23 protein-coding genes are annotated in these 21,249 nt (G+C 40.9%); 13 read left to right on the top strand and 10 right to left on the bottom strand.

What is annotated here, in order from left to right; translation table 11 throughout:
- Nucleotides 1–106 precede the first annotated feature (106 nt).
- Nucleotides 107–1,333 (top strand): conjugal transfer protein TraF, encoded by a 1,227-nt coding sequence (locus tag AN944_RS01115; RefSeq protein ID WP_055022730.1) that lies wholly within the window; start codon nucleotides 107–109, stop codon nucleotides 1,331–1,333.
- Nucleotides 1,334–1,376: 43 nt separating this feature from the next.
- Here the strand turns inward: AN944_RS01115 and AN944_RS01110 are convergent, their stop codons facing one another.
- Both AN944_RS01110 and metJ read right to left on the bottom strand, forming a co-directional pair.
- Nucleotides 1,377–2,117: a sulfite exporter TauE/SafE family protein gene (locus tag AN944_RS01110; protein WP_055022729.1), complete on the bottom strand. Its 741-nt coding sequence runs from the start codon at nucleotides 2,115–2,117 to the stop codon at nucleotides 1,377–1,379.
- Between the two features lie 109 nt (nucleotides 2,118–2,226).
- The gene (metJ, locus tag AN944_RS01105; protein WP_055022728.1) at nucleotides 2,227–2,544 is read right to left on the bottom strand and encodes a met regulon transcriptional regulator MetJ; all 318 of its coding nucleotides are present in this window, start codon (nucleotides 2,542–2,544) and stop codon (nucleotides 2,227–2,229) included.
- 222 nt (nucleotides 2,545–2,766) lie between these two features.
- Between metJ and metB the strand changes: the two genes are divergently transcribed.
- From metB to AN944_RS01070, 8 genes are all read left to right on the top strand, one after another.
- Nucleotides 2,767–3,927 carry a cystathionine gamma-synthase gene (gene metB / locus AN944_RS01100; protein WP_055022727.1) on the top strand — a complete coding sequence of 387 codons (1,161 nt, stop codon included), beginning with the start codon at nucleotides 2,767–2,769 and terminating at the stop codon, nucleotides 3,925–3,927.
- Nucleotides 3,928–3,980: 53 nt separating this feature from the next.
- Complete coding sequence (locus AN944_RS01095; RefSeq protein ID WP_055022726.1) at nucleotides 3,981–6,374, top strand: bifunctional aspartate kinase/homoserine dehydrogenase II; 2,394 nt, start codon at nucleotides 3,981–3,983, stop codon at nucleotides 6,372–6,374.
- 302 nt (nucleotides 6,375–6,676) lie between these two features.
- Complete coding sequence (locus tag AN944_RS01090) at nucleotides 6,677–7,396, top strand: c-type cytochrome (RefSeq protein ID WP_235530819.1); 720 nt, start codon at nucleotides 6,677–6,679, stop codon at nucleotides 7,394–7,396.
- Nucleotides 7,397–7,405: 9 nt separating this feature from the next.
- Complete coding sequence (locus AN944_RS01085) at nucleotides 7,406–8,455, top strand: c-type cytochrome (protein WP_055022724.1); 1,050 nt, start codon at nucleotides 7,406–7,408, stop codon at nucleotides 8,453–8,455.
- A gap of 299 nt (nucleotides 8,456–8,754) precedes the next feature.
- A complete protein-coding gene (locus tag AN944_RS21345; RefSeq protein ID WP_082419831.1) occupies nucleotides 8,755–9,024 on the top strand; it encodes a cysteine-rich CWC family protein in 270 nt (89 codons plus the stop codon).
- A gap of 81 nt (nucleotides 9,025–9,105) precedes the next feature.
- Entirely contained in the window at nucleotides 9,106–9,636 is a 531-nt protein-coding gene (locus tag AN944_RS01080; RefSeq protein ID WP_055022723.1) for an SRPBCC family protein, read from the top strand.
- 304 nt (nucleotides 9,637–9,940) lie between these two features.
- Nucleotides 9,941–11,305: a sodium:alanine symporter family protein gene (locus AN944_RS01075; RefSeq protein WP_055022722.1), complete on the top strand. Its 1,365-nt coding sequence runs from the start codon at nucleotides 9,941–9,943 to the stop codon at nucleotides 11,303–11,305.
- A gap of 51 nt (nucleotides 11,306–11,356) precedes the next feature.
- Nucleotides 11,357–11,752 carry a hypothetical protein gene (locus AN944_RS01070; protein WP_144430107.1) on the top strand — a complete coding sequence of 132 codons (396 nt, stop codon included), beginning with the start codon at nucleotides 11,357–11,359 and terminating at the stop codon, nucleotides 11,750–11,752.
- A 30-nt stretch (nucleotides 11,753–11,782) separates the two neighbouring features.
- Here the strand turns inward: AN944_RS01070 and AN944_RS01065 are convergent, their stop codons facing one another.
- The 5 genes from AN944_RS01065 to AN944_RS01045 form a co-directional block, all read right to left on the bottom strand.
- Complete coding sequence (locus tag AN944_RS01065; protein ID WP_055022720.1) at nucleotides 11,783–11,965, bottom strand: hypothetical protein; 183 nt, start codon at nucleotides 11,963–11,965, stop codon at nucleotides 11,783–11,785.
- 350 nt (nucleotides 11,966–12,315) lie between these two features.
- A complete protein-coding gene (locus tag AN944_RS01060) occupies nucleotides 12,316–13,008 on the bottom strand; it encodes a TorF family putative porin (RefSeq protein WP_055022719.1) in 693 nt (230 codons plus the stop codon).
- A gap of 295 nt (nucleotides 13,009–13,303) precedes the next feature.
- Nucleotides 13,304–13,576 (bottom strand): HU family DNA-binding protein, encoded by a 273-nt coding sequence (locus tag AN944_RS01055; RefSeq protein WP_055022718.1) that lies wholly within the window; start codon nucleotides 13,574–13,576, stop codon nucleotides 13,304–13,306.
- A 185-nt stretch (nucleotides 13,577–13,761) separates the two neighbouring features.
- Nucleotides 13,762–14,559 (bottom strand): response regulator, encoded by a 798-nt coding sequence (locus AN944_RS01050; RefSeq protein ID WP_055022717.1) that lies wholly within the window; start codon nucleotides 14,557–14,559, stop codon nucleotides 13,762–13,764.
- 91 nt (nucleotides 14,560–14,650) lie between these two features.
- Complete coding sequence (locus AN944_RS01045; protein ID WP_055022716.1) at nucleotides 14,651–15,058, bottom strand: hypothetical protein; 408 nt, start codon at nucleotides 15,056–15,058, stop codon at nucleotides 14,651–14,653.
- Between the two features lie 104 nt (nucleotides 15,059–15,162).
- On the opposite strand from AN944_RS01045, the gene AN944_RS01040 reads away from it, so the two are divergent.
- Nucleotides 15,163–15,672 carry a DUF4240 domain-containing protein gene (locus tag AN944_RS01040; protein ID WP_055022715.1) on the top strand — a complete coding sequence of 170 codons (510 nt, stop codon included), beginning with the start codon at nucleotides 15,163–15,165 and terminating at the stop codon, nucleotides 15,670–15,672.
- Nucleotides 15,673–15,737: 65 nt separating this feature from the next.
- Here the strand turns inward: AN944_RS01040 and AN944_RS01035 are convergent, their stop codons facing one another.
- Nucleotides 15,738–16,058, bottom strand: a complete 321-nt coding sequence (locus AN944_RS01035; RefSeq protein ID WP_055022714.1) for a hypothetical protein — start codon at nucleotides 16,056–16,058, stop codon at nucleotides 15,738–15,740.
- A gap of 315 nt (nucleotides 16,059–16,373) precedes the next feature.
- On the opposite strand from AN944_RS01035, the gene AN944_RS01030 reads away from it, so the two are divergent.
- Nucleotides 16,374–16,904, top strand: a complete 531-nt coding sequence (locus AN944_RS01030; RefSeq protein ID WP_055022713.1) for a DUF3016 domain-containing protein — start codon at nucleotides 16,374–16,376, stop codon at nucleotides 16,902–16,904.
- Between the two features lie 46 nt (nucleotides 16,905–16,950).
- On the opposite strand, the gene AN944_RS01025 is transcribed toward AN944_RS01030, so the two are convergent.
- Together AN944_RS01025 and AN944_RS01020 are read right to left on the bottom strand one after the other, a co-directional pair.
- On the bottom strand, nucleotides 16,951–18,693 hold the full coding sequence (locus tag AN944_RS01025; RefSeq protein ID WP_055022712.1) for a GGDEF domain-containing protein: 1,743 nt from the start codon (nucleotides 18,691–18,693) through the stop codon (nucleotides 16,951–16,953).
- Between the two features lie 221 nt (nucleotides 18,694–18,914).
- A complete protein-coding gene (locus AN944_RS01020; protein ID WP_055022711.1) occupies nucleotides 18,915–19,226 on the bottom strand; it encodes a hypothetical protein in 312 nt (103 codons plus the stop codon).
- A 49-nt stretch (nucleotides 19,227–19,275) separates the two neighbouring features.
- Here AN944_RS01020 and AN944_RS01015 point away from each other — a divergent pair, with 49 nt between their 5' ends.
- The gene (locus AN944_RS01015; protein ID WP_055022710.1) at nucleotides 19,276–20,190 is read left to right on the top strand and encodes a TraB/GumN family protein; all 915 of its coding nucleotides are present in this window, start codon (nucleotides 19,276–19,278) and stop codon (nucleotides 20,188–20,190) included.
- A 156-nt stretch (nucleotides 20,191–20,346) separates the two neighbouring features.
- A complete protein-coding gene (locus AN944_RS01010; protein ID WP_055022709.1) occupies nucleotides 20,347–21,216 on the top strand; it encodes a MaoC/PaaZ C-terminal domain-containing protein in 870 nt (289 codons plus the stop codon).
- Nucleotides 21,217–21,249: the final 33 nt, after the last annotated feature.

Genomic DNA, 21,249 nt, shown 5'->3' with positions numbered 1-21,249 from the left:
CAGTTAGTTGAAACAAGGTAAAAATGAAAATTTAGTTTGCTGATATGACATCCTTTTTTGATTATTTCTACTATCTTTATTAAACAATAAAAATAGGAAAACTGGGATGCTATCAAGACTAGCGCTACCTTTCTGTTTACTCTTGCTTGCCAACAATGTGCAAGCTAGCGGGCTTTATTTTGAAGCTCGCAGCGACAGTATGGGCGGTACTGGTGTTGCTGCCTCTAATCGAGTTGGCGCTAGTTTCATTAATCCTGCTTTATTGGCCATTCTTACTCCACATAACACCTATACCAATGATGAAATCAACAAGACCCAAGCATTTTCTTTATTACTGCCAACAGTTGGCGCGGAAGGTTCTGATAGCGATAATATGATTGATAAGTTTGATTCGTTAAAGGACTCTTATGATGGCCTTGAAACGGCAATCAATAACGGTGACTCCGCCGAGGTTGAAGCCTTTCGAGACGACTTAGTGTTAGATTTAGAATCACTCAAAGGCAATGTGGCGAATGTATCAGCAGGAATTGGTGCAGCTTTGGTGATACCAAATCAACGTATGCCGATGGCGGTTTTTTATAAAAGTTATATTGACGCAGTGGGTGTGGCCGATATTGCCCAGTCAGACATTGATACTTTGAACGTGCTTGACCCTAATAACCCGCCAACTGAAATCACTGACCTAGATTCTCAAGGCGTCGTGCTAGCTGGTAGTGTGACTGATTTTGGTGTGGCACTCAGCTTTCCTTTGTCGATTGTAAATATGCCTGTCAGGGTAGGGGTTTCACCGAAGTTTCAACGAATTGATACTTACCATTACTCAGTTAATGCTAACAATTTCGACGCTGATGATTTTGATGACGACAAATATCGTAACGATGAAAATCTCTTTAATTTGGACGTTGGTGTCGCATTTGAACCTATTGAAAAATTAACTATTGGGCTATCTGCCAGAAACTTATTCAGTCAAACCGTCAAAACGGTTGAAGCGCAAGGACGAGAGTTTCACTACCAAGTGGAACCATTAATTACCGCAGGCGCTGCCTACGATTGGTCATCGGTAACCTTGACCACAGATATTGATTTAGTCGACCAAACCCGATTTAAAGAGTTTGATCCTGTGCAGTATTGGCGTGTAGGCGGTGAGCTAAAAGCCACTGATTGGCTCTCGTTGAGAATGGGTTATCGACATGACTTAAAAGACAACAGTGTTGATATATATTCATTTGGTACAGGTTTTGCGATTGGGCAAGCATTTAAGTTAGACATGAGTGGTAGCTATGGTGAAGATGACGCCGTAGGGGCAGTATTACAAACCTCTTACCACTTTTGAGTGTTGACTTAGCAGATCGTCAGCGACTTTAATTATGGCGTGATTAACTGATAGATAAAGCTAACGTTGACTTAATTGTTAGCACGATCGCACTCAGGCCACACAGCACTAATGTTGCCATTCTGGTTTTTTCTTTGTCGACTTTATTGGTTAGCTTTCCTGCCACTAGGCTACCCAAAAACACCGACGGCAATAACATCAATGAAAGCCAAATATGTTTTAGCTCAACGAGTCCCGCCACAATGAGTATTAACATCGCAATCATAGAACTAAAGACAAAAAATATAGATAAGGCTGCACGAAACTGTGGTGCGTCTTTTCCGGCAAGTAATATTGCTAGAGGTGGGCCACCAATTGCAGCGATATTGCCAAATACTCCTGATAAAACCCCTGCTATAAACAAAGTGATCTTATTTACTGGTGCGGTAATTTTATAGATGCTAAGAATGACTGCAGCAGCCACAATAAAGGCTATCGCTAGCCCTAATACTGCTTGTGGGGCAAAAATTAATAATCCAGCACCAAGAAAACCACCAGGGACTCGACCGAGCAAGGCGTATTGTAAGCCATTAAACTTGAGCGGGGTTCGCTCTCGCAATAACGTTATTAATGCAATGGAAAATCCACATGCAATAACTGGAACAGGAACAAGTTGAGGGTCAATAATGTAAAGCAGTGGACTGGCGACCACAGCTAAGCCAAAACCTATTAGCCCCTGAGTTAGTGCGCCCAGAAATATGATAACCGATGCAAGCATCAAGGTTTGCGGATCGATAAATGCCATTCTGTGCTCGTTGACTTAATTAAGGTCGGTGCAAATTTGGTGCGACAAATTTATGCGAATAGAAATGCAGAATAAAATTGAGCTTACATAAAAGTAAGCTCAATAGCGGTTATTCGTCTAAATCTTCCCACTCGATGCCCATTTTATCCATGAGAGCTTTAGCCTCACTTGGAATGCTATCTGGGCCTTCTTTAGATAAATCTTCATCGTTAGGGAGTGGTTGACCAGTATATGCGTGCAAAAATGCTTCACATAATAGTTCACTGTTAGTGGCATGACGTAAGTTATTCACCTGACGACGAGTACGCTCATCAGTTAGTACTTTAAGCACTTTTAACGGAATGGATACCGTAATTTTTTTAACTTGTTCGTTTTTTTTGCCATGTTCGGCATATGGGCTGATATAGTCGCCATTCCATTCAGTCATTAACTCACCTTTATACGATAGATTCGTGGCAGATTTTAACTGCTTATTTATTACAGTCAAATTATTGCTGCTATTCTATAACGAATGCAAATAGATTTCTTTATGTTTAGACGTCTAAACGTCTAATATGTGTTGACGATCTAACTTTGCTTAGGTACATTTAGCCATCTAGACATCTCTACGGTGTGTACTCTATAGTGTGTCAATCTTGAGGAGCTTACAATGAAAAAACATCGCGCAGCTACATTAGCAGTTCGCCAAGGTATCGAATCTGATACTCAGTATGGCGCGGTAGTCCCGCCGATTTATCTTTCAACAAATTATTCATTTGATGGACACACCAACCCAAGGGAATTCGACTATAGCCGCTCAGGTAATCCGACTCGTTGTGTACTAGGAGAGGCAATCGCTAAACTAGAAAATGGCGCGACAGGGATTGTAACTTGTACAGGAATGGCCGCGATTACCTTAGTGACCAGTTTACTTGGGCCTGATGACTTAATCGTGGTACCGCATGATTGTTATGGTGGTAGTTACCGACTGTTCACAAATCTTGCCAACAAAGGCCAATTTAAATTATTGGTTGTTGATCAAACTGACGAGAAAGCACTCACTGAAGCGATAGCGCAAAAGCCTAAAATGGTCTGGTTAGAAACACCTTCGAACCCACTTTTGCGAGTTGTGGATATTAAAGCCATCGTTGAAGCAAGCCATGCTGTTGATGCACTTGTTGTTGTCGACAATACTTTTTTATCTCCAATTTTACAGCAGCCATTAGAACTTGGTGCTGATATCGTGATGCACTCAACGACTAAATACATTAATGGCCACAGTGATGTTGTTGGCGGCGCCGTTGTCGCTAAAGATGCAGAGCTTGGTGAGCTATTACATTGGTGGTCAAATACCTTAGGGCTAACAGGTTCTGCATTTGACAGTTACTTAACACTGCGTGGTATTAGAACTTTAGCCGTGCGGATCCGTGAGCACCAAACTAATGCTCAGCGTGTGATTGACGTGCTGCAATCTAGTGATGTCGTTGAAAAAGTGTACTATCCCGGTTTAAAAGACCATCCAGGTCACGATATTGCTGCCAAACAGCAAAAAGGCTTTGGTGCTATGTTAAGTTTTGAGCTTAAAGGTGGCGAAGCAGAAGTGGTTGCCTTTTTAAATGCATTATCGATTTTCAGTGTTGCTGAAAGCTTAGGCGGAGTGGAAAGCTTAGTTGCCGTCCCAGCAACAATGACCCACAGAGCAATGGTGCCTGAAGCACGTTATGAGGCTGGTATTAAAGATACATTACTGAGACTATCTGTCGGGATTGAAGACGCAGAAGATTTAGTGAATGACATCAATGCCGGGCTCGCAGCAGTTGCCGCATTATAGTTCCTTGTCAGTCAGCGTTTTGCACAAAAGTTTAGTGGTTTAAGGAGTACAAAATGACCCGCAGTCATTTACATAAGTTTGGTGGTTCAAGTCTTGCTGATGCAGATTGTTATCGCCGTGTCGCCCATATTTTGTTGACTCATGGAAACTGCGACGATCTTGTCGTCGTGTCAGCTGCGGGAAAAAGCACTAACTTTTTATACAAGCTGTTGTCGCTTCGGGAAACGGGCGAATTATGGCAAGAAGAATTACAAGTTCTCATCAGCTACCAGCAAAACTTAATTGAGCAGCTGCTCTCTAACGAACAAGCCCGAGATTTACGTGAGCGTCTATCAACGGATAAGGCGCAACTGATCAGCCTGTTATCACTTGAACAGCGCAATGAATTCGAATTAAACCAAGTGCTCAGCTTTGGTGAACGTTGGTCTGCGCGCTTAATGGCTGCGCTTTTACGTGAATCAGGTGTTGCTGCAATCAATGTTGATGCTTGTTCAATTCTCGTTGCTGACGAAGGCTTAGTTCCTAATATTCGATTAGCGCAATCACGTGAAAAAGTGCAAGCACTGCTTGAAGCACATCCCAATGAGCGATTAGTCATTACTGGTTTTATTTGCGCTAACCAGCAAGGTGATACTCTGTTACTTGGACGAAATGGCTCTGATTACAGCGCAACCTTAATTGCGAGCTTAGCAGATATAGAACGAGTAACTATTTGGACTGATGTTGAAGGGGTGTTTAATGCAGACCCGAATAAAATCAATGATGCCAAGTTACTCAATAGTATGTCATTGGCGGAAGCGGATAGATTGGCTCATTTAGGTTCTCCTGTCCTTCACAGCAGGACATTACAACCGTTATTTGATACCAATGTCAGTTTGGCTGTTCGTTCTAGCTATGCATCTCATACTGATTTTACCTTGATTGCGCCGCAAAGCTCTTCGGCAAGTGCGCCGGTTGTAACGAGTTTAAATGAGGTCGTACTGTTTAAAATTAAGCTGCAATCACCAACAGAGAACCTGATTGAATTATTAGCGCAACAGGGGATCCTTCCTTTAGCTCATTGGACATCTGCCCACCATAAAGTTGAACTTGCTTTTACTGTTGAAAATCAAAAGCAAGTGCACACCTTACTTGAATTACACGCCCAAGCGCTTAATGTCAGTGATATTCATGTGAGCGATGAACTTGGATTAGTCGCCTTGGTTAGCGCTGATGCCGAGCACTATCGTCGCAGTTTTGCTCGCTTACTCAGTCGTGATGCAAAACCGCTTTATCAAGATGATTTAAGCTTAGTGACCTTAGTGCCAAAATCTCAGGTGAGCTTACTCACTCAAAAAGTGCATCGCCGCTGCGCAGGTCCACGCATGCGTATTGGCGTGCTGCTGTTGGGAGTCGGTAATATCGGTGAAGCTTGGATTGATTTATTCCAACGATCTTCAACAGCACTTAACCGTGAGCTTGAAGCCACTGTGCAATTAGTGGGATTACTGAGCTCTAAAGAAGCGCTTATCTGCCCTGACGGAATTGATCTTACTCAATGGCAAGATAAGTTTGATACGACTGCTAAACCTTGGGATTATACGAGTCTATTCGAGCAACTAGAGCATCTCGATTGTGATGAGTTAGTCGTGCTAGACATCAGTGCCAGCGCCAGTTTAACTTTACAATACCCTGAATTATTTGCCCGTGGAATTCATGTTGTTAGTGCTAATAAACTTGCAGGTTCAGGGCCATTACCATTTTACCGAGAGTTGAAACAACAGCTGAGTAACCGCAGACTATTTTGGCGTTATAACGCAAGTTGTGGTGCAGGTTTACCAATACAACACGCCCTGAATGATTTACGTAATAGTGGTGATAGTATTGAGGCGGTTGGCGGTATTTTCTCAGGCACTTTGTGTTGGTTGTTTGAGCATTATGATGGTCAAAAATCTTTTTCAGAATTGGTGATTGAGGCAAGAGGGTTAGGGATTACCGAGCCCGATCCACGTGACGATCTTTCTGGTCGTGACATGCAACGTAAGCTATTGATTTTAGCTCGTGAGATTGGCTTTGAAATTGAATTAGAGGATATTGTCTTAAACTCACTGGTGCCTGCTGCATTGGCAGACTTATCTTTAGATGATTTTTTAGCACGAATCACGGAACTTGATCAGAGTATGTTGCAGCAGTTCACTACAGCGGCAGAGCAAAATAAAGTGCTTCGTTATGTCGCCTCTTTGGACAAGGTTGATGGCAAAATGCATGCTGAAGTAGGTATCCAATGGGTCGATGCAAATCATCCTTATGCCAATTTAACCCCTGGTGATAACGTTTTTGTTATACGAAGTGCGTTTTATCAAGGTAATCCTCTAATTATTCGTGGTCCTGGTGCTGGCAGAGAAGTCACAGCGGCAGCCGTTCAATCCGATCTGGTACAGATTTGTAAGGATTTACTGCAAGAGTAACTTTTAATTGCTTGTTCACCTTATGGTTAGTGTAAATGAAAGGCTTATTTCTAAATGAAGTAAGCCTTTTTTGTTGGGGACAGTAATGCAGTGGTTGAGCTTTGTGCTACCCAAGTGGGTTATTTTCTTTAATGTTTTTGAGATATCGCAGTAAACCAAGTCATTATTAATGAAAAAATTCAGCAGTATGAACTTAATTAACTGCATCTTGCTTTTGTATAAAAAACAACCTACCTAACTGTTCTTTTATTGACTATATTGAGTAAAGCATAGGAAATGGATTATTCACAAAAGGCTGATATATGAATAAAAATCTCTGGTTTTCCAAAGTTCACTCATGGCGTTCCACCGATACAGTTACTTCGCAATGGGCACAAAGTGCAAACTATAGTGTATCTAGGCTTTGGATGGCGCTAATTGGCAGTACGTTAAGCCTTAGTGTTTCAGCCAGTATTCCTGAAGCTTCACCTAAAGAGCTCCTTGAAACCGTACCAGCAGCGGCTCAAGTATGCCTAAGTTGTCATGGCGTAAACGGTGAAGGTTTGGGGGTAGCAGGCCCTAGATTAGCAGGCCTTTCTAGTGACTATATGGCCCAGCAACTTTCTCATTTTCAGTCTGGTAAACGTCAAAATCCGACGATGATGGCAATGGCTATGACGGTGCAGGGCGATACCATTAAATTAGTCTCAGATTTTTTTGCTGCAAAACCAGTCGCAGCAATTAGTTTGCAGTATCGAGGCGATAAATTTGTCATTAGCGATATAGGCGAGAAACTGGCTTTTCAAGGTGATTGGGAGCGGGAGATCCCAGCATGTACCAGTTGCCACGGTCCGTCAGGTATTGGTGCAGGTCAATTTCCGCGGTTAGCTGGCCAAGAACCCACCTACTTTAAAAATCAATTATTGGCATGGCAAAAAGGCACCCGTACAGGGGATGTTGACAACATGATGGGCAATATTGCTAAAAAGCTCACCGCTGCAGAAATTGATGCATTAACTCAATACTTTTCGGCTCAGAAATAAGGACATACTATGAAGCTATATTACTTTTCGGTGGCTGGTGTGTTGCTCAGTATGGGATTATCAGCGACGGAATTACCCGATAGACAAGCTCAACTTCCTTCTGTTCCAAAAGATGCTAATGCCCAATATTTAACACCGAGTGCGTTATCTGCGATTCCTAAAGGGGAGTTTGGCGACAAAGTCACAAAGGGGTATCAGTTGTTTGTGAATAGTCAGCAAATGCGCAATCAGTATGTTGGCAATGAATTGAACTGTGTAAATTGCCATATGAACGCCGGAAATAAAGCGAATGCTTCGCCACTTTGGGCGGCTTATATGGCCTATCCTGCCTATCGTAAAAAAAATGACAAAGTGAATAGCTATCAGGAGCGTATTCAAGGTTGTTTTACTTACTCAATGAATGGCAAAGCCCCTGAATCAGGTAGCGATGTGTTAGTTGCTCTGTCGGCTTATTCATATTGGTTAGCGATGAGTGGCTTGATGAATCAATTTAATCTTACTGGTGATGTACCAGTATTGTCAGATGCTGAGTTGCTAAAAGGAGGTAATCGTCCTGAGTTTCCATTACCTGAGGTTATTAGCGCGAAGCTTGATCAAAAAGCGTTAACGATGCTGCCTGGTCGCGGCTTTCCTAAGTTAGATAAGCCGGAAAAACCCTACTCAATAGAGCGAGGTAACTCAGTCTATCTTGCACATTGTCAGGCTTGCCATGGTCAAGATGGTCAAGGAGTAAAGATGGCAAAAGTAAGTGCTCTTCCGCCATTATGGGGGCCGCAGAGCTATAACTGGGGAGCAGGTATGCATCGAGTGAATACAGCGGCTAACTTTATTTATGAGAATATGCCATTAGGAAAGAGTATTCAGCTTTCAGTCCAAGAGGCTTGGGATGTAGCTGCATACATTAATGCCCAGGAACGACCTCAAGATCCGCGCTTTAAAGGAAAGATAGAGCAAACGAAAGCCAGTTTTCATCAACATGATGGTTATTATGGCAAAAAGCCTCAAAATGTACTTTTAGGCGAAAAGGCTTATCCTAATTTCCCTGAGGCTAGTCAGTAAGCCTGATTGGAAAAGTCATTGGGAAAGTCATTGGGAAAGTAGAAACGCTGAATAAATGGCAACGCAGTACAGTAGCATAATAAAACGTATTTGGTTGAGGCATCACCTCTACTCAAGGCAGAGGATTATATGAGCTGCATTATTATCTACTGTGCTATTTTTATAGTGTAGTATCACACTCTATTTTGTCATCAATCATAAAATGAATATCATAGAAAGTTGTATCGCATTACCCTTGCTTATACATCTAGCGTTGCCTGCGAACCAATCGTTAATATTCCTACTATCGAGTTAATCCTGTGAAGACACAAATTGTTGAAATCTATCATCCTCAAGAACAAGTAACTCAAGAGGGGATATCACTGAGTCAAGCTAATGTTGTTGAACCTTTAATTTGTCCTATCTGCAATAAGCCAAATGCTTGTGCTGTCAGCAAAGGTTTATCTATTGAGGCGTGTTGGTGTCTTTCTCTTTCAGCTCGTGGCACCATTTCTGCTGCTGTTAAAGCGCAATTGAGGGGAAAAGCTTGTGTGTGTCAGTCTTGCTATGAGTCTCTTTGCAAAAAGTAGTGTTGCTATTATGTTAAAATAAAATTGTGGTGTCAGGAATGATTGATATACTTAATCATTACTTTAATTAGGAAAAACACCATGATAAAAAAAATACTCCTAGTTGTTGCTATCATAATTGCAATCCCATTTATCGCGGCGATCTTTATCAAAAAAGATTACTCAGTTGAGCGAACAATTGTGATTAACCAACCTAAAGCGATTGTGTTTGATTATGTAAAACACCTCAAGAATCAAAATAATTTTAGTAAATGGGCACAAATGGATCCCGATATGGAAAAAACCTATCGTGGGACAGATGCAACGGTTGGATTTGTGTCAGCTTGGGCAAGTGATAATCCAGATGTTGGCGTCGGTGAACAAGAGATAATGGCGATTGTTGAGGGAGAGAGGATTGATTTCGAACTTAGATTTTTAAGCCCTTTTGAAGCAACTGAGCCAGCATATATGACCACTGAATCCTTGTCAGACAATCAAACTCGACTTAATTGGGGGTTTAAAGGGCATCTCGATTATCCGATGAATTTGATGTTTTTGTTCATGGATTTTGAAACGATTATAGGCAATGACTTACAACAAGGCTTAGATAGCTTAAAGTTGATTTTGGATTGAATGGGTTTAAGTTTTATTGCATTGCTTGATATTTCTAGGGCGATATAAATACCAAACTGTGAAGGCACTACAATATTAGTAGTGCCTTTTTTATTTATTTAGCCTAATCAATTGACTGATTTATTGAGATTATTGCATTTAATACCTTTGCTTTTAATGATGATGTTTCCAATTTGTGTGTAATGCAGGTAATCTTAATTTTTCTTTAAATGACTTAGCCCTATTGAGTGAAATAGCGGATGAATCAAAAGAGAAACAGCTAAAAATAATAACAAGAAATAATTAACGCATTATGAGGTTTTCAATGGAACAAGTGACGGCATTTGTAAATACAGTTAATGGCATAGTGTGGGGCGTCCCCATGTTAGTGATGATTTTAGGAGTGGGATTATTTCTGTCTATCGGACTGAAATTAATGCCAATCCTAAAATTAGGCACAGGCTTTAAGTTATTGTGGTCTGGTCGAGATTCATCCGACGATAAACATAAAGGTGAAATTAGTCCGTTTAACGCTTTAATGACTTCACTTTCGGCAACCATTGGTACAGGTAATATTGCCGGTGTTGCAACCGCGATATTTCTTGGTGGACCAGGCGCGTTATTTTGGATGTGGTGTACGGCGTTAGTCGGTATGGCTACCAAGTTTGCAGAAGCTGTCTTAGCGGTTAAATTTCGTGAAAAAGATGGAAATGGTAATCATGTGGGCGGTCCCATGTATTACATCAAGAATGGTTTAGGCAGCAAATGGGCTTGGTTAGGCACGTTATTTGCGCTTTTAGGCTCGCTTGCTGGTTTTGGTATAGGTAACACTGTGCAAACCAACTCAGTTGCTGACGCAATGAGCAGCAACTTTGGTGTGCCTAACTGGATTACTGGTTTAGTGCTGATGGTGCTTGTGGGTGCTGTATTGATGGGCGGTATCAAACGCATCGCAGACGTTGCCGGTAAACTTGTCCCTTTAATGACCCTATTTTATATTACAGCTGGCTTAGCCGTGTTAGTTGTTTATGCTGACCAAGTACCAGCCGCATTTCAGTTGATTATTCATAGTGCATTTAACCCTGTTGCTGCCCAAGGTGGTTTTGCTGGTGCCGCTGTGTGGGCTGCTATTCGTTTTGGTGTCGCTCGTGGTGTGTTCTCAAATGAAGCAGGCTTAGGTAGTGCGCCTATTGCCCATGCTGCTGCGCAAACCAATGAGCCTGTTAAACAAGGCTTAGTGGCGATGTTAGGTACGTTTATCGATACGATTATTGTTTGTTCGATTACCGGTTTGGCTATTATTGTATCGGGAGCATGGACTTCGGGTGAAACAGGCGCTGCGTTAACATCTTTTGCGTTTTCACATGCACTGCCTATGGGTAATTATATTGTTGCCGTTGCATTAGCTGTATTTGCTTTTACGACCATCCTAGGTTGGAGCTTTTACAGTGAAAAATGCATGCAGTATTTATTTGGTGATAAAGTCGTTAAGCCATTTAGATTAATTTGGACCTTAGTGGTACCGATTGGTGCTGTGAGTTCGCTTGAGTTTATTTGGTTACTTGCAGATACATTAAATGCCATGATGGCTATTCCAAACTTGATTGCATTAGCATTGTTAAGCCCTGTGGTATTTGCACTAACCCGTGAATACTTTGCTAAACAAAAGCAGTTAAATGCGCAAGGATAAAAAATGGATTAGGCATATACTGGGATGTGTATGCCAACAAAAAGGGATTTTATGAAGATAGATAACATTATAAGCGTATATACAATCTGTTTGCTGAGTGTCGTGCTTGCTGGTTGTAATGGCGTTAAATTTCGCACCAATGCAGAAGAGTATGTAGTCGCTAAGGTTGAGGCTTCAACCGTTGATTTGTATTCACCAAGTGAACTTTATAGTCACGAAAACGACCCATTAGGTGAAGTTTTTACTTCTTTTTGCAGTGTGTCGGCAGATCATTTGCGTTACCCGATTCCAAGTCTTAGCGCATTGAAAAACGATTTAAGAGGTCAAACGGCTGATAGGGGCGGCAATGCACTGGTTATCACTGAATGTGGTGAGCAGAAGTATCCGACTTGCACAGTATATCTGGAGTGCGCAGGCTTAGCGTATTACCTTAAGTCGTGGGATTAATTTGGCAAGCTGAGTAAGGTTAAATGAAGTTTAAAAATCATCTTCTAAGTCGTCACCTAAACTTTTACGTAATTCTGCTTGTTCAAGATAGTCATCTAAGCGTCGTTTAACTTGACGTTTTCGTTCAATAATTTCAGCTGAACGTTTATTTCTTGGTGATACCATTGCGTCGATTTCTGTATCGTTAGGAATGCTTTCAGTAATATTAGCCATTATTCTACCCTCTATTTCATGCTTATTTGTGGTGTCCCTGTGTGACAAATAAGCTGTAAATATCAAAGGTAGCCTTTAGCCGTGCTTTGATATCATGGGTATTGAGCGCTGAAGCTTGCGATATTCTTGTAAAACAACCACGAAGAATATGCATTCAAATTGCACCCAAAGGTTTACTTACTCCTATAAATTCAATGTAGCAGTTATTTATTTTTTTGCTTAACGCAGTTATCAAAAAGTTTCTTTGACACACAAAAACGCCACTCATTAGAGTGGCGTTTGAGGTGTAACAATTGGCACGATGCCGACCTAAGCTAGTTCGCATTGGTGCCAGATTGAATGACTATGGCTTATAAACCAAAGCTGTACGAGTAGCCTAGTACAATTTTTGCGTCGTCATCATCTAAATCTGTATCAGATGCAGTAAATGAAACAGTACCGTAATCAGTATCAGAGCTTAACGATACATTGTATTCTGAGTAGCTATCAGTACCATACCAGCTAGTAATGATATCGCCATCTGAATAACCGTAATGCACGCCTAAAGACAGTGATTCAGTTAGTGGGAATGTGAGGTTAGCTTGTGCATACATCATGTCTTTTGAATCAAGTGGATCAGAAGCAATATCATCGCCGCCATTGACAGTGTGTGAATAAGAAACATCTAACCATTTCCAAGCTAAACCAACAGTGACTTCACCAAAATCAACACTACCAGGAGAATCTGGGTAGGCATAGTAAAGGTAGTTAATATCGTAGCTTAAATCTTCAGTGATATTACCGCCGTAACCTGCGTAAATATCTAACTCGTAACTTGTGCCATCACCAAAATCAACGTTTGAAGCCCAACCACCGACATAAAAGCCTGAATCAGCGGCATAATCAATACCACCCTGTACAGCTGCACCGTTATCAGTTTGGCTTACACCACGCCATAGGTAGTTTGACGTCGCGCCGATATTACCGGTGACTTCTGCTAATGCAGAACCAGATAATAATAAGCCTGTAGATAGCGCAATAGCTTTATATAAGGTTTTTTTCATTTTCATTCCCTCAAAGTTTTTATTATTCATTTCACCTGTTGCTTGATTATCGGGCAGCAAGGTTCAATGTTGATTTCATCTGTATGAGTTATTGCTAATGATGTGCCATGTTTATAAATGCTTTACTATTAAGGGTTTATGTTCTCTCGCACTATGATGTAGCAAAAATGTTGCATGGTATTGAGGCAGGGGTGCACTTTTTTTGTGCAGTTTTGAGGCGAATTTATAATAGAAAGGTGATCAATAGACATAAAAAAACCTCCGAAGTGGAGGTTTTATTTTCAAGCAGTTAATCTTAGTTAACGCTATCTTTTAATGTTTTACCCGCTTTGAACTTTGGTACAGTCGCTTCAGCAATTTGAATTTCTTTGCCAGTCTGTGGGTTGCGGCCAGTACGAGCTGCGCGTACAGAGGTTTCAAAAGAACCAAAACCTACGATAGAAATTTTGTCACCATTTTTCATGGCTTCAGTAACAGCTTCTTCAAAAGACTTTAGTGCGCGGCCAGCTTCTGCTTTAGTTAACTCAGCATTTTCTGCAATTTTTGCAATTAATTCACTTTTGTTCATGTTGATATTCTCTGCTTTCCATAGATGTGTTTATTTAAAACTAGATTAACATGCCATAAGCCATGGGGCTTTGAAAGCATTTTATCTGATAAATGTGTAGCAATAGGGCATTTTGGTGACATTTACGACGTAAATGACCCCTTTGCCCAGCTTTTGGGGCGAAAATGACGAGTGCCACAGTAAAATTAATCTTCTAATAGTTGATACAGCAGCTGCTTAACCAGTTTAGGCTCAAAAGGTTTATCGCAAAGTGCATTCACTCCTGCACTTGATACATTACTAAGATGTGTATCATTGGCTTCAGATGAGACCATTAATATTGGGATATGGGATTGCTGACTTTCGTTGCGAATATATTGGGTCAGTGCTAGACCGTCGACACTCGGCATGTTGTAGTCTGTGATGACTAGGTCAAACATCTGTTGCTGCATGAGTTCTATTGCTTGCGCCCCATCTTCAGCTTCGCTAATGATTCTAATGCCTAAGTTGCCAATGGTTCGCTTAATGACATTACGTGCCATTCGGCTATCATCGACCACCAATGTACGAATATCTTGTACATCAAAATGACTTAAATCCAGTTCATCGTTGCTGATTAAATCGATGGTTGAATTGAGCGCAGTCGCTAGGTGATCGGCATCGAATGGTTTCGGTAGAATGGCGACGACCCCTGATTGCCTGAACACTTCAAGTTGTTCGCGTCGACACTCACTAGAAACCAGCATAAATTGAATGTCATTAAATTGAGTGCTTTGCTTGATGAAACTGAGCAAGTCGGTCGCTTCGCCATCTGAAAAGTGTAAAGCGCTGATGACTAAATCTGGAGTGTGTCTTGAGATAATGTCTTTTGCATCAGTGATACTTGATGCAGTTTGAATGCTATTTACACCTTCTTGTTGTAGGCGTGCGGTGATAATTTTACGCTGAGTATCTGAAGGCTCTAGCAATAAAATTGATAGTTCACTGGGGGATAGGTGGCCCATAAATGACTTCTTCTTATTTATTATAAATGCGTCTTATGGGCACATTTTACCTTAAGCTTCTACGTGAATATAGCTATTCTTGCACAAGACATTAACAATCAGGTTTCAAATACTGCGTGGTTTTTTGGCTAAACGCGACCCAATATTGGTACCCCAAAATGAGCACAGCGCTCAGTGCAATAGCCGGTACAGGTATACTCACTCCGTTGAATTCGACTTTTACATCTTCAGGGGTGATTTGATAGGCAATAATAGCTGTTGTGGATAAAGCTAACATCGCCAATGTTTGGATTGCGAGGTATATTTTTAACACTAAACTGGCCCAGTGAGTGCGTTTAACGAGTCCAAATAGTACTGGTATTACGCCAATCGTAAACAGATCGATTCCTTGAATGGCGTATGAACGTAGCAAAGCCAGAATAGACAATAAGACGTAAAATGCCATCAATATGATAAGTCTGCGAGGGAGCGGATTGTTAACGGTACTGAATTTATTCATGAGGTATTGTTATTGATAGTAAAGCAATGAGTTCGTTGTGGTGTAGAATAACGCGAGTTGAGATATTTTGGTGAATAGTTTCCAAAAAGATTAGGAAAAGTGACATGACAGAAGCTGAATTTTGGGACTTAGTGACGCGTACTGAGCCGCAACAATCAGAGCAGCAGTGCCACAGTGAACTGACGGCTAAGCTAACCGAGCTTGATGATGACGCATTAGCCGCATTTGATAAAATGTTCGGACAGCAGATGCGCCGTAGTTATCATTGGAATATATGGGGAGCGGCGTACATTATCACAGGTTGTGATTCTGATTATGCTTTCGCAGAGTTTAGAGGCTTTTTACTTTCTCTGGGTGAAGACTGGTATAACAAGGTGATTGCTGATCCCGATTGTTTAGGAGAGCTGACTTTGTGGCCAACAAAAGATGATTATGCATACCCTTTTATTGAGGACTTTGACTTGATAGCAGGGCAACTCTATGAAGACAGAACAGGTAATGAATTACCTTTTGTTCCTTCCGGGCAGCATACTCCCCAGGGTAAAAAGTTTAGTACCAAGAAGAAAGATCTTAAAAAGAACTATCCAAAACTCAGTGCATTATTTCCATTTTAACGTTCAGAAAACCTAAAATGCAGCCATTAGGCTGCATTTTCATATCGGTAACTAACCTTTAAGGTTTAGCCTTCACACACTTCAGATTCGTCATCAAAGTCTAATCCACGATTAGCGCATTTTTTTTCCATGAAGTTATGCTCTGCAGTTTCAAGCTGCTGATTAAAGTCTCGTTCAAGTTCAGCGGTATACTCTTGTTCTGCCGAAGCCATGTGCTGGTTCATTAACTGGTGATGTTCTTGAATCGCTTGTTGGCCTTCTGCATCGACATCAAATTGATGAGCAAAGCTTGAAGAAGATAATGCCATTGTGACGAAAAAGGTCGCAGCAAGGGTTATTTTCTTAGTCATAGTTACTTTAGCGTTGTTCATAGTGATGTAGTTCATAGTATTACTCCAGTTAAAACTCGTAGGTTTATTGTTGCGCTAATTCCTTGAGCGTTAATGGCAGTGACGCAATCATCTAATGGGGTTGATATGATGCAGTACGTTTGCTTGGGATGTATATTAGCAATCACTGACTGAACAAAAGCTGAACAAAAAAGCAGCTAATAATATTTATCCCTATTTTACTTGCTTGTATAAAGGTGAATGTCTTACAGCAAAGGAAGTCGCTTTGCGTTAAGCTTATATACAGGTTGGGCTTATTATATTGAGATGCAATGAATACATTGCGACAAATTCACTGCCAGGAGACTATATATGAAAGTTAAACATTTACTTATTGCAGGCGCACTAATGTGTAATGTTGCTATCGCTGATGAAGAAGTGATTGAAAACCCAGTCACAGAAGAGGGCATCGTTAAAGTTGAATGGCAAGAGCCTAAAAATTATCGTGATTTAAAAACGGCTACAGAAGTTAAGTCGCGCTTTGAACAACGCTTTTTTGATACCATAACTAAAAATATCAATAAAGAAGCTGAGAAGATACTCAAGCCAAATCAGAAACTCGAAATGGTAGTTTCAGATGTGGACTTAGCAGGCGACTTAAGACCAACGTTCGGGGCTACGTCTGCTAATGAATTACGAATCGTTAAAGATTTGTACCCACCTAGAATGACGTTTACTTACCGTATCACTGAAGGCGATAACGTTGTTATTGCCGGAGATGAAAAGCTAGTTGACATGAACTTCATGTACGGTGCTAATTCTACAAGAAATCAACGACCATTTGAGTATGAAACTCGTATGTTGAAAGATTGGTTAAAGAAAACCGTAGAGCCAGTGCTATAAATCGCGCCATTGAGATAGCTTCAATCAATACAATAAAAACGGCTTATTAAGCCGTTTTTTGTTGCCTATCATCTAAGGTGAAAACCTTACTTTGTACATATTTAGCCTGTTTTTTGGCTTCAGCACTGAGCATTGATAATTCATGATCCGTTGTATCATGGGTCATCGCAGGTGGTAGTACACCAACACATAGTGAAATTAAAGGGTGATCGACCATATTACCTTGGCGATCTTTGGCATGCATCGTTTGAGTTTGCCAATGTTCTGCTGAATAAAAAGTGCGTTTACTTTGTTCAAAGTGTTCTACGATGGCTTTACCGTGAGTGAGTGCATCTTGGCAAGTGCAAATCATCACGAAGTCATCTCCGCCTATGTGGCCGACAAAGCAGCGTTCATTTTGATGATGACTTAGTAAGTTAGCCACTTGCATGATGACTTCATCACCTCGTGAGAAACCATAAATATCGTTATAAGGTTTAAAGTGGCATAAATCGAAATACGCTAAGTAAAATGGCTTTTTCTGGGATCGTAAGCGTTTTAACTCTTCTTGAATAGGAACATTTCCAGGTAAGTTGCTAAGCGGGTTAGCATGTCTAGCGACTTTAATTCTATGTTCGGTTATGCGTTGTAATAGATCTTTGGTGTGGCCAATCCCGATTAATTTATCATGTCGTAATATAATAAATTGTTGTGCAACGGTAGTGGCGGTTTCAGAGGTTAGCAGTTGGCTTACCGCTGACAAAGGTTCACTTGCATCAATCTGCAATACTTGTCTGTCCATTACTGCACTCGCCGGATGGTTTTCATGAAGGGCTCGGCCATAGGGTGTGCTAAATAATTCCAGAATATGATTGCGACTGACGATGCCTTCAGGATGGCCATGTTGAGCGATGACAATTGCTTGCAGTGCTGGTTGAGCAATAAATTGCTCACTGAGTTGCTTCAGTTTTGTCTCAGGTGGCGCGATATTGGCTGATGAACATAAACTTTCAGCTGTTTCGCAATAACGTGTTTGCGGCGGCAAAGGCATGCTCACCAAGTTTGAGTCCATGTGCGTATTGGGTTTAATGTTGGGTCTACCCAATAAATAACCTTGGCAATAAGTTACCCCTAACTGCTTTAACATGGTTAACTCTTCTGGGGTTTCGATTCCCTCTGCAATGACTTTGCAAGTCAGATTTTGACAAAGCTCCACAATCGAGCGCACAAATTCTTGCTTTACTGCCGTGCTGTCAATTTGATGAATAAAATGGCGATCGATTTTGACATAATCAGGAGACAGTTCAGACCATAAGCGTAATCCTGAGTACCCTGCGCCTAAGTCATCAATTGCTGTGAGAAAGCCCTGATTGCGATAGTGGTTCAAACAGTCCTTTAATAAATCAATATCATCGGCTGGGTATTGCTCTGATAGTTCGATAACCACATCTTCAGGCTTTAGCCCCATTTGTTTAATCAGCTGCAGGGTTAGCCCTTTAGGATGGTCAGGATCGAGTAGCGCTTTTGGCGAGATGTTGATAAACAACTTACCTTTAAGCTGACACGCTTTAAAAGCATTAATAGAAATACTGCGGCAGAGTGTTTCTAATTCACTGAGTTTATTGAGATGTTCTGCAGTTTTAAATAAAGGTACTGGAGAATAAAGCGGGCTATGTTCTGGCCCTCGGCTTAACGCTTCAAAACCATGAACCTTTTGAGTTGATATGTTGAAAATAGGCTGAAAGATGGCATTGATAGATTGTTTATATATTATTTTTTCGAGTTCTTTTTCTAAATCTATAACACTCATTACATCAGTTCCATTGGATTTTTTTCCATCAGTCTATGGCAGAAAAATGACAAAAATATGTCTTTGATAACATATGTATGCACAAAACTAACAGATAAACTTGAAATCTATTCAAGCTCATTCTTCAAAGGAGTGGATTGTTTAAATGTGAAAATACCAAAGCGGAGTTGATTGATACTAAAACGCAGCCCGTGGGCTGCGTTTTTAACAAGTGGTAGGTGCTACTTAGTATTTTGTTTAAACAAATGCAAAGTTTGCAGTAATGCGCCAATTTTTTTTACATGAGCTTCTAACATTTCTGGAGGTATATGGCTGAGACCTTGAAGCTCTTCAAGTTCATTTGCGAGCTCTTGAACATAAGGTAAAAAGCGATTACTTTTTTGGGTAAAGCCTTGTTCTTCAGTGAAGATTGCAACAAACTTACCATGGCCAGCTTGGCGCAGTTCGTCGAGTCTTTTATCGGCATCAATGGCTTGACGATATCCTGTTTGCAGACTTTCTTTTAATTGCTGGATAACTTGGGTATACGGCATGATAGCCTCATTACATCATAAAAATTAAGTTAAATTATAAGGGGCTGGCATGGGACTAACAAGTGAATTACCGTTAAAAATCACCGCAACATTATTAACGAGGCTTAGATTCATTTTCGTTGGGGTTGTACTTGCGTTAGCTTTATCTGTTAATGCGAGTGCAGCAGAAACTGATAAACCACCTTTCTTCAAAGCCAGTTATCAAAATAAACAAATATACTTATTGGGCTCTATTCATATTGGCAAAGCCGACTTTTATCCTTTACCTTTGCAAATAGAACAAAGTTTTGTCGAGTCAGATGCATTAGTGATTGAAGCAGATGTGACTAAAGCCAATATACAACACCTATTGCAGCAGTATGGTTTTGCAAAAGGAAAACAAGCCGACATAGCGAGTTTATATCCGGCTTTTTGCGGTAAAAACCAAACCATGTGCGACGGTTTGAAGCCGCTTGCTACTTGGCTTCAGGCAAACCAAATCGGTGTTGGGCGCTTTGCTGAATTGGGGTTTTCACCTGAAGCAGGCGTCGATGTGACATTTGTGGCTCGTGATCCGGCCAAGCCATTACTTGAGCTTGAAAGTGTTGAATTTCAGTTCGACCTCATTTCTTCTTTTTCAGATAAAACTCAAGCGCAATTATTGGATGAAGCGATTAACGCAACCGATGGCGAGATGCTTGAGCTGATATCAGCATGGCGTTCGGGCGATCATCAAGCACTCGCAGATATTATGGAGCATCAAGCAGAAGAATCTGATGAGCTATTAACTAAATTGCTTTGGCAAAGAAACCACACGATGACGCAACGAATCATCGAGATTTTACAAGATAGTCATTATCAATGCTTGTTCGTCATTGTTGGCGCTGGGCATGTCGTAGGTCAACAAGCCTTGCCCGAGTTGTTACGAAATGCAGGTGCCGATGTGATCGATTGTTGGAAAATGACCTGTAATGAGTATCGATAATGTAATGTTGTTTTCCATTTGAAGAGTAAAAATTGGCATTTTTTGACTGATGTTATCAATCTAGATGTATAATAGCAGCATTGAAACATTTAATGACGCAGTGTTTAGGTTTGCTAAATACTGCGTTTTTCAGTTAATAAACAAAAGGTAACTCTCTTGAGTCACGACTACTCTATAGAATTAGCTTCGATGCCATCGTTGCTGTCTCTGTATCGAAAGATATTATTATCGCGCAAGCCTGGTTGGGATCAGCAACCGTTGCCAAACATCAATGTGCAGGTCAGTAATATTCACCTCAGTGATAAAAAAATTCAGCAATATGCTGATGTTTGCCAATTTGGTTTTGATGGCAAAGTGTTACCTCCTACGTTTTTATACGTGTTAGCTTTTAGACTTCATGCCAGCATTTTTACCCATAAAGCGATCACCTTTCCATTGCTAGGTATGATCCACCTCAAGAACAGCATTAGTCTATACAGACCCATCAATGCCGATGAAACGTTTGATGTGCAGTGTGAGCTGACAAGCAGTCAGACCACAGATGCAGGCCTTGAGTTTGAGCTTGTATCAAAGGTGTATGTAGGACAGGAATTGGTGTGGGAAGCATTATCAACTTACTTATATCGCATTGAGTCCAAAGGGCGCAGAGCAAGACCGCCTAGAGCTTCAGATATGACATGGGAAGATGTGCAAACTTGGGCATTACCTGAAGATTTAGGGCGTAAATATGCTAAAGCCTCTGGGGATTATAATCTGATTCACCTTCATCCTATCGTGTCTAAACGTTTCGGTTTTGAGCGCGTATTAGCTCACGGCATGTGGTCAAAAGCTCGTTCATTAGCGGCATTAATGCAGTTTATTGGTGAGAGGCCGTTTAAAGTCGATGTTGAATTCAAGTTACCTGTCTTTATGCCATCAGAAGTCACTTTTGCTTTTGAAAGTATGGAAAATGGTAAACGATTTGAAATGCGTGATATTAAAGGTCGTCGTCCGCATTTGCTTGGTAATATGACTTACCTAGATTAATGCTTGTGGTACACCTGTATATGCGCAAAGAAA

It is taken from the genome of Shewanella sp. P1-14-1 (assembly GCF_001401775.1).
GTDB classification, from domain to species: Bacteria; Pseudomonadota; Gammaproteobacteria; order Enterobacterales; family Shewanellaceae; genus Shewanella; species Shewanella japonica.
The sequence above is the reverse complement of the archived record's forward strand: the minus strand, read 5'-3'. Positions and strand labels throughout refer to the sequence as shown.